General features: G+C 44.7%; 7 protein-coding genes. 3 read left to right on the top strand and 4 right to left on the bottom strand.

Features of this window, described 5'->3' with window-relative positions; genetic code table 11:
* The 3 genes from H8716_RS06220 to H8716_RS06210 form a co-directional block, all read left to right on the top strand.
* On the top strand, nucleotides 1-3,133 hold a 3,133-nt coding region (locus tag H8716_RS06220; RefSeq protein ID WP_249307707.1), incomplete at its 5' end, for a DUF7507 domain-containing protein.
* Nucleotides 3,134-3,343: 210 nt separating this feature from the next.
* Nucleotides 3,344-3,832 carry a hypothetical protein gene (locus tag H8716_RS06215; RefSeq protein WP_249307706.1) on the top strand — a complete coding sequence of 163 codons (489 nt, stop codon included), beginning with the start codon at nucleotides 3,344-3,346 and terminating at the stop codon, nucleotides 3,830-3,832.
* 239 nt (nucleotides 3,833-4,071) lie between these two features.
* Entirely contained in the window at nucleotides 4,072-5,412 is a 1,341-nt protein-coding gene (locus H8716_RS06210) for an MATE family efflux transporter (RefSeq protein WP_249307705.1), read from the top strand.
* A gap of 19 nt (nucleotides 5,413-5,431) precedes the next feature.
* On the opposite strand, the gene H8716_RS06205 is transcribed toward H8716_RS06210, so the two are convergent.
* The 4 genes from H8716_RS06205 to H8716_RS06190 are packed head-to-tail and all read right to left on the bottom strand — an operon-like array spanning nucleotide 5,432 to nucleotide 8,643.
* Nucleotides 5,432-6,061 carry a phosphatase PAP2 family protein gene (locus tag H8716_RS06205; protein WP_249307704.1) on the bottom strand — a complete coding sequence of 210 codons (630 nt, stop codon included), beginning with the start codon at nucleotides 6,059-6,061 and terminating at the stop codon, nucleotides 5,432-5,434.
* On the bottom strand, nucleotides 6,030-6,863 hold the full coding sequence (locus tag H8716_RS06200) for a phosphatidylserine decarboxylase (RefSeq protein WP_249307703.1): 834 nt from the start codon (nucleotides 6,861-6,863) through the stop codon (nucleotides 6,030-6,032). Before H8716_RS06200 ends, H8716_RS06205 begins: the two co-directional genes overlap by 32 nt.
* Nucleotides 6,863-7,576 carry a CDP-alcohol phosphatidyltransferase family protein gene (locus H8716_RS06195; RefSeq protein ID WP_249307702.1) on the bottom strand — a complete coding sequence of 238 codons (714 nt, stop codon included), beginning with the start codon at nucleotides 7,574-7,576 and terminating at the stop codon, nucleotides 6,863-6,865. The genes H8716_RS06200 and H8716_RS06195 overlap by 1 nt, the downstream gene beginning before the upstream one ends.
* Nucleotides 7,573-8,643: a lysylphosphatidylglycerol synthase transmembrane domain-containing protein gene (locus tag H8716_RS06190; protein WP_249307701.1), complete on the bottom strand. Its 1,071-nt coding sequence runs from the start codon at nucleotides 8,641-8,643 to the stop codon at nucleotides 7,573-7,575. The genes H8716_RS06195 and H8716_RS06190 overlap by 4 nt, the downstream gene beginning before the upstream one ends.
* Between the last annotated feature and the right edge of the window lie 4 nt (nucleotides 8,644-8,647).

Here is an 8,647-nt window from a genome sequence, read left to right as displayed (position 1 = left end):
CAGATCCGCAAATGTAACAGAGGGAACAGTGATTTCCTATAAAGTAGGAGATGGAGACTGGACAGCAACCGCCCCGACTATCAAAGACGTAGGAAGCAGGGAAGTAACGGTAAAGGCAGAGAATCCGAACTATGTGACAGCAGAAGCTACGTATACGTTAACTGTAAATCCAAAAGATGTAACCGTAACTGCAGATGATAAGAGTAAGGTATACGGGGACGCAGACCCTGAACTGACAGCCACAGACAGTGGACTTCTCGGAACGGATAAGGTAACGTACACACTTGGCCGTGAAGCCGGAGAGAAAGAAGGAACATATGCCATTACCCCATCCGGAGAAGAAGCACAGGGCAACTACACAGTAACCTATTATCCGGGAACGCTGACCATTACAGCCCAGAGCATCGTGCCGGAAGACCCGTCTTACAGGGGAGTAACCGTAGATGATCCGAGAGACCATGAATATGATGCCCAGGAGCATAAATGGACACCGACTGTCACAGACAAAGAGGGAAATACGCTGACAGAAGGAACCGACTATAAGGTAAGCTATGACACAGACAACTTTGTAGACGTAAAGACCATCACCGTAACGATTACGGGAGAAGGCAGCTACAGTGGAACTGTTATTAAGACTTATGAGATTACACCGAAAGCAGTTACCATTCTCACATATACAGACAGTAAAGTATATGATGGTAAAGCGTTAACAGCTAATGGTGAAGTAAATGGTCTCGCAGAAGGTGAAACTGTAGGTTTTGTAACCACAGGATCTCAGACTTATGTTGGCTCCAGTGATAATACCTATGAAATCACCTGGGCACAGGAAGAAGTGGAAGAGCAGGCTTTTGATGAAGAATCCGCACCATACACTGCTAAGAGGAGTAACTACACAGTAAGTGAGACGATCGGTACTTTGACTGTGACAGATGGAGCAGAGGAGGAACCGGTAGAGCCGAATCTGGTAGTGAAGAAAAATGATGAACAGGCAGATGGATACCAGTATAAGCTGGGTGAAACAGTAAGTTTTGTTATCAGTGTAACGAACATCTATGATGAAGCAAAAGATGTGACAATCACAGAGTTGGCAGGTGTGATCATCGAAGGAGCTGACGCAGGTACACCGAATGTATTGGTGAAAACGAATGTGGCTCCTGGTGAAGCCGTGACAGCGACAGCATCTTACACTATTACAGAAGAGGATATTGCAAATGGATTCTTCCACAATATAGTAAAAGCCGCATTTGACGGAGGCAAGACTTTCGAAAATGAAAAGACTGTTGATACGGAAGAAGCAGACAGAAGCTATTCTCTGAATAAGACAGCCAGAGAAAGTACTCATGAAAGCGGTATGTTCAAAGTTGGAGAAACCATCCACTACACGATCACAGCTGTAAATACCGGAAATCAGACGATTAAAAATCTTCAGATCGAAGATACCTTAAAGGCATCCGGAACGATTTCTAATATTACTGCAGACGGAGTGACCTGTATCCAGAATGGTACAACTGCGATCTTTACCATTACAGAATTACCGGCAAAAGCTTATAATGCTGAAAAAGTAGAATCGGTGGTAATTGAATATGATTATCTGGTACAGGAAGCAGATAAAGGAAATGTTATCAGTAATGCAATTATTGGAAGGGATCCGGAAGATCCTGAAAAACCAGGCGAAGGTGGCGGAACAGAAAATACTGTGGAAGATCCGAAGCTGGAAGTAACCAAGAACGTGACATCTATTGTTGCACAAGATGGTACAGTAAAAGATGTAACGGGAAAGGCATCTCTGCATGATATGATTACTTATCAGGTAACGGTAAAGAATGCTGGTAATATTAGGCTTATGAATGTTAAACTTGCTGATAGTCTGGAAGGTATTGTACTGGCAGAGAATGACAGCTTTGATATCGGAACACTGGACGTTGGAGAAGAGAAGAAAGTAACTTATACTTACACAGTAAAAGAAGCAGATCTGGGATCTACCATCGTGAACGTGGCAACAGCAACAGGAGATGTACCGGAAGATCCGGAAGATACTCCGAAGCCGTCTGGAAAAGATGAGAAGGAAGTGCCGACAGATGAAAAATCCTCTGCAATCCAGGTGACCAAGACTGTGACTTCTCAGGGCAGCACAATTACCGTTGATGGCAAGGAAACAACCGGTTACCGTGTGGGTGATACCATTGAATTTAACATTCATGTGGAAAACATCGGTAACATAACGGTGAACAACATCGTAGTAAATGATGTACCTACCCTGAGTGCTGGTTCACCAAATGGCAAGATCACAATTCAGGCAGGAGACGGATATACTGTAAATGAAAGTACAGCAACCATCGCAACACTGGAACCGAAAGCATCTGTGGATATCAAGGCATCTTACCTGGTAATAGCAGGCGACGGAACTCTGAATGGAAATGAACTGTCCAATGCAGTATTTGCAACAGGTACCAGTGAAGATCCGAACAACCCACAGCCGGGTGACAGCAGTAAGACTGATCCGGTACCGATTGAGCCAGAACCGGACGGACATGCGGAGATGCAGGGATCCATTACAGTTACCAAGATGATCACCACAAGTGCAAACAAGACTCCTAAAAACGGAGTGGATGCAGTGATCAAGGTTGGTCTGTATGATAACGCATCTTTCAGCGGAACACCGATTGCAGTCAATACGATTACAATTTCCAAGGCAACATCCGGAAGCACGGTATTTGACGAACTGGATAATACATCTAACACCACCTACTATGTAGCAGAATTAGATGCAAATAACAATCCAATCATCGGAGCATCCGCACATCTGGATGGCTATGGTGTACCAAGCTATTCTGAAAATTGCAAGAATGGTATCAATCCGACAACAGCAACGGATACCGGCGCAACGATTGTGAATCCACTGGCAGCGGATGATAATCAGGATGAGACAGAGGAGACTGAAGAAACAGAGAAAGAAACTTCTTCTACCACAAAACCTTCTGGTGGTTCAAATACCTCTGGATCGGCAAAATCATCGACCGCAGCGAAGACGGGAGATGATACCAATATGATGGTATACTGGATACTTCTTGGCATGGCAGCTCTGGCAGGATGCACAGCAGTTGTTTACAGAAAGAAAAAGAAAAACCAGTAATCAGAACAAAGTAACTCACAAATAAACCTTAAACAAAAAAGATATTGCAAAGCCGCCTGCGGGCGGCGGAGCAATATCTTTTTTGTTGTAATCATTTTTCTGCAAAGATACTGTGCTTTTGAGAGGAGCTGTGTTAAAATAAAATTATAGTATCTGTAAAGGTACTGAACAGATACGAATTATGTAAAAAACAAACGAGGAGTAAATGATATGATTACATTTTTGGTAACTTTATTTGCGGGCATTACTTCGCTGGTAATCGCATCCTGCATTAGTATACTCGGTATTGCCTATTATATCTGGCAGTCACTGGAGTTCTACTGGCTGTTTAAGATATGCAGCTACAACAATGCATGGATGGCGTGGATTCCGATTTTACGCTATTACGCATTGTCAGAAGTGACAGGAGATGGTATGGGACAGACCAGGCTATATCTGATCAATACCGATATTTCCACAGATGTATTCCGCTTTTGGCCGATCCTGACGCTGGTAGTATCCAGAATTAACGGAGTGGGCGGTATTCTGGAACTGTTATTGACTATCCTGTGTCTGGGAACCAGTTTTACCACAGTTTACAGTAAGTTTGAGAATCGCAGTCCGGATGAGGTAAAGGTTCTGGGCTATCTGTCAGGTTGGATTCCACTGATCGGAGTGATCAAGCTGACTCAGTATAAGCACCGTCAGATGTTTTATTAGAAATGAACAGAAGAATCCTGTAAAAAGGACCAGCATATCAAGTGCTGGTCTTTTTACAGGATTCCAGAAAAGAGTGAAACCGCCTTGCGGCGGTCTCGGAGAGTGTATTTTCTAATTACGTGTGAAACATTTAAGCAAAAATTTTCAACTAAATAGAGGATAACATGAAAAAATATGTTTGTAAAATATTTAGTTTGAAGGATATACTATACCTTTTGGGTATGATGGGAGACAGGGATATGGGACAAAAAGAGAAAATGATCAATTTGACGGAAGGATCTGTGGCGAAAGGACTGTGGGAATTCACACTACCACTGATGCTGGGACAGCTTTTGCAGCAGCTTTATAATGTGGCAGATGCCTGGGTGATCGGGAATTATGCGGATAATGCATCCTTTGCAGCGGTGAGCGCAGGAGGAAGCCTGACATTTCTGGTAGTAGGATTTTTTAACGGAATCTCTATCGGCGGTGGTGTGGTAATTTCCAGATATTTCGGGGCAAAGGATCACAAAAATGTATCAAAAGCCATTCACACCAATGTACTGTTTGGGTTAATTGCAAGTATTCTGGCAACGGTGCTGACGGTCTGGCTGACACCGCAGATGCTGGTCTGGATGCAGACACCGGAAAATGTTATTCCGTATTCAATTACTTATTTCAGGATTTATTTTGCCGGAGTCTCCATGATTATTCTGTATAATATCTTTATGGCAGTCATGCGGGCAGTGGGAGACAGCATACATCCGCTGTATTATCTGTGTGTGTCTTCCGTAGTAAATGTGATCCTTGATCTGGTGCTGGTAGCTGGTATGCATAAAGGAGTAGCAGGAGCTGCCATTGCCACAGTAGTGTCCCAGGGACTGTCAGCTATTCTGTGTCTGATCCGTATGCAGAAAACTGGGGGCTATATGCGGATTCATCTGAGTCAGCTTAAGTATGACGGACCGATGATGAAACAGGTACTGTATCAGGGGCTCCCGGCAGGTATCCAGAATTCTGCACTGAGTCTGGGAAATATTGTGGTACAGTCTAATATTAATTCTTTCGGAGAATTTGCCATGTCCGGTCTTGGCGCACATTCTAAGATTGAGGGTTTTGTATTTATTCCGATTATCAGTGTATCCAATGCATTGTCTACACTGGTCAGTCAGAATCTGGGTGCCGGCAAAGTAGACCGGGCAAAAAAAGGTGCATTTATAGGAATGGCAGCCAGTATGGTAATTACAGTATTCATGGGAATCGGGATGTATATCCTGGCGCCGTATCTGATCGGAATCTTCACATCCGAGCCACAGTCGGTGGAATATGGTGTGGTATTCATGAGAACCGTCACCATATTTTATTTGTTTCTGACCTTTACCCATGAAGCAATCGGTATTCTGAGGGGACTTGGCAAGTCGGTGATTCCGATGATTGGAATGTTTGGCTTCTGGTGTGTGGGACGTATCCTGTATGTAACCATTGCACTGCATTTTATTCCGGACTTCCGGGTGATCTGCTGGGCATATCCGATTACCTGGACCTGCACCACCGTGACCTTTGCTATTGTGTTGAGCAGGACCAGGTGGAAGATTTACTGATAAAAAAGTTCCGTGAGCTTTATCGCCCACGGAACTTTTTTTTCCCGGCAAGAAAATATCCGATTTCAAATATCAGGATGCCGCCAAAGATATCTATGAAGACATGCTGCTTCACCAGAAGAGTGGAAGCAAAGACACACAGAGACATTATAATGGTAAGTGGCAGATACCAGCGTGGTGTTTTTTTCATGCAAAAAGCTGCGTGAATACAGCACCAGCTCTCCAGACAGTGTATGGACGGGAAGAGGTTCACCGGTGCATCCATCTGATAGATCAGCCGCACTAGCCGCTCGCAGATACCGTTTCCGATAACTTCCGGGCGAACCAGAGTGGTTGGCAGAAACAGGAAGAACACCAGGCAGAACAGCTTGGATATTACGTCTCCATATACAAAATGATAACAGAAGTCTTTTCCTTCTCTGGCAATCAGCAGATAGTTGGCAATCCACTGCACGTAGGCCAGAATATAGAAAATAATAAATGGTGCAAAAAAAGGAATCCGGTCATCTACCGGCAATGCCAGAGAACGGAAAGTCAGATATCCGCGAATCTGGGATACCCCAACGTAAATAATAAAATTTGCTGCAACTGCAAGGAGCAGAGGCCTGACAGCATAATCAGGAATGAGTTTTTTTATCCAGTTTTTCAAAGGCAATATATTCTCCCATCTTTACCGGTGTTTCCACACCCATTTTCGAATGCTTCAGAAGATCATGACGGACAGATACAGCATCTTTTTCAGCCAGTACGATAATAGTAGATCCGCCATACTGGAAGAATCCTTTTTCCTGTCCACGGTGTACCAGACAGGCATCATCATGATTTACGATCCGGCCTACCAGCATAGCACCGACTTCCATTTGCAGAAGAGTGCCAAGAGCCGGAGACTGAATGAGTGTATATTCCCGGCTGTTTTCCGTAAATACAGGAAATTCACGAAGTGCTACCGGACGTACTGTGTGTAAGACGCCTTCAATGCGCCGGGTGGCGCTTTTTCTTCCAGAATCTACGTAGCTGTAACGGTGATAGTGATTCACACAGAGGCGAAAGACAAAGCAATAACCTCCCTCATACCGGGCAGCCAGACGCGAATCCCGCAGCAGGGAAGAGATGGTATAATGACTCTGCTTAACAGGAAGAACCGTATCTCTCTGAATCTTCCATACAGACAGCAGTCCGTCACAGGGTGCAGCCAGATGCGAAGGATCCATATCCACCGGACGCAGCTCCGGGCGGATTTTTCTGGAAAAGAAATCATTAAAGCTGTGGACATCATCCAGCAGATAGTCATCCAGATGGATCTGATTCTTTTTTGCAAAAGGAGAAATCAGACGACTGGATACCGGACTGTCCAGAAAACGGCCACAGGATCTGGAAATGGCAGGTGCGGTCAGTACCTTCAGACACAGACGTCCCGGCACTGTATGATAGAGAAATTCCAGAACGGTCATCACTTACCTCCCATATGCATAAAGGCCAGGATAACAGCCAGAACGATAAATTCCAGTGCACCAAATCCGATCATCAGTGCAATCTCTTTATTCTGTGGCTTTTTAATATGTATTTTAGACAAGAATAAGAATCCTACTACAACCAGAACAACAAAATACAGTAAAGTCAGATCTACATTGCTGAATACATGTAAAAGCAGCACTGCAGGGAAAATCAGAGCTGCGCTGGTAACCGGAAGACCAAGATAGATCTTCTGACCGTTTTCATCCCGGTTCTCATCTTCCTCTTCCAAAACATTGAAGTAAGCCAGACGGATCATGGCTGCGAGAACATAGAGTGCGGCAATGACCGTCAGAATCACCTGAGTGAATAATGGCCTTTCCTGAAGACGAATCATATAGATATTCGGCAATGTGGTATATTCCAGACTGCAGCGAAGCATGGCAATTCCGATACATGCAGGAAGAACACCGAAGGCAACCAGATCAGACAGAGAGTCAATCTGGATACCAAAACGCTTTTCACGTTCCGTACGGTTTTTTTTGCTGCGGGCAACTTTGCCGTCAAAGGTGTCACAAAGTCCGGAAAACAACAGGAAAAACATGCCAAGGTAAGGATGGCCGATTCCCTTTAAACAGACAATGATTCCGGAAGCTCCGGATAAAAGTGACAAATACGTTAAAATTACTGTGTAATCATAAACCCCGATCATGTTTTATTATTCCCCCGTGTGTTTTTCTTCAGCAGAAGATATCCGATGCCTGTCACAATCATGCTCAGAATCATGCAGGTATAAAAGGATAAGCCTCTGCTTAAAATCTCCAGGCGGTAAGCCTGTTCTTTTGTCATCAGTTCCATATAGCCGTTTATCATCAGATAATCGGCAACTCCCATTGCGCCAGGTACCGGCATGCTGTTTGAACCAAGAACAACATAGATCTGCGTGGCAAATAGTTTTATCAGCCGTGCCGGATTACCGTGCATTGCCAGAAACGTAAATACCGTAACAAGAAGCTGGGAAAGGCGCTGTAAGAGGTTCAGCAGATAAACCTGAAGAAGCATCTTGCGCTTTCCAAAGATCAGATCCACACACTGCCTGTATTCTTCCAGAGCGTCATCCAGCTTGTGCCGTATGCGTCTGGCAAGCCGGTGGCAGTGCAGCCGGTCCAACAGAGATGCCATACCCAGTGCCAGCTTCTGCAGTAACTGCTGCTTTCTCATAAGGAGATAGAAGCCCAGCGCCAGGGCAGTCAGAGTTATGATGCCGATGAGGATAAATACTTTGCAGAGCGGACTGAAGTGGAGAAAAATCTCCGGATACAGTATAAGTGCAAAGAGTCCAAATGTAATCACTGCCATGGTATACATAATCAGGTTCAGCAACAGTGCAGCCATGACTGCTGTGGCAGGGATCCCGTCCCGGATCATAAAAAAAGCGCTGGCCGGTTGTCCGCCGGATGCAGATGGGGTGATAGCAGAAAAATAAATGTCTGCTGCTGAATAAACAAAACCACGCTGATGTTTTGTCGGATAACCCAAACTGCGGACAATTACGGTCAGTGCCGCTCCTTCAAAAAAGATAAAACCAAACATACCGGATACTGACAGAATCAGGCAGGGTGGTGAAGCGTCCCGGATACTGGACGCCAGTTCACCGACAGAGATCCCGCCGCCTTTGAATACAGCGAAGATTGTCAGTATCGCCAGCAAAAGTGCCGCCAGAAAACAAAGAACTTTATTGCGAAACGATGAAGTTGTGGATGGATCATTTGTGTTCAATGGC

This window comes from Jingyaoa shaoxingensis (assembly GCF_014385005.1).
GTDB classification, from domain to species: Bacteria; Bacillota; Clostridia; order Lachnospirales; family Lachnospiraceae; genus Marvinbryantia; species Marvinbryantia shaoxingensis.
The sequence above is the reverse complement of the archived record's forward strand: the minus strand, read 5'-3'. Positions and strand labels throughout refer to the sequence as shown.

Excerpts from the sequence above, each read along its gene's own strand:
- H8716_RS06215 (WP_249307706.1), top strand. The coding sequence starts at position 3,344 with ATGATTACATTTTTGGTAACTTTATTTGCGGGCATTACTTCGCTGGTA.
- H8716_RS06210 (WP_249307705.1), top strand. The coding sequence starts at position 4,072 with ATGGGACAAAAAGAGAAAATGATCAATTTGACGGAAGGATCTGTGGCG.
- H8716_RS06200 (WP_249307703.1), bottom strand. The coding sequence starts at position 6,863 with ATGACCGTTCTGGAATTTCTCTATCATACAGTGCCGGGACGTCTGTGT.
- H8716_RS06195 (WP_249307702.1), bottom strand. The coding sequence starts at position 7,576 with ATGATCGGGGTTTATGATTACACAGTAATTTTAACGTATTTGTCACTT.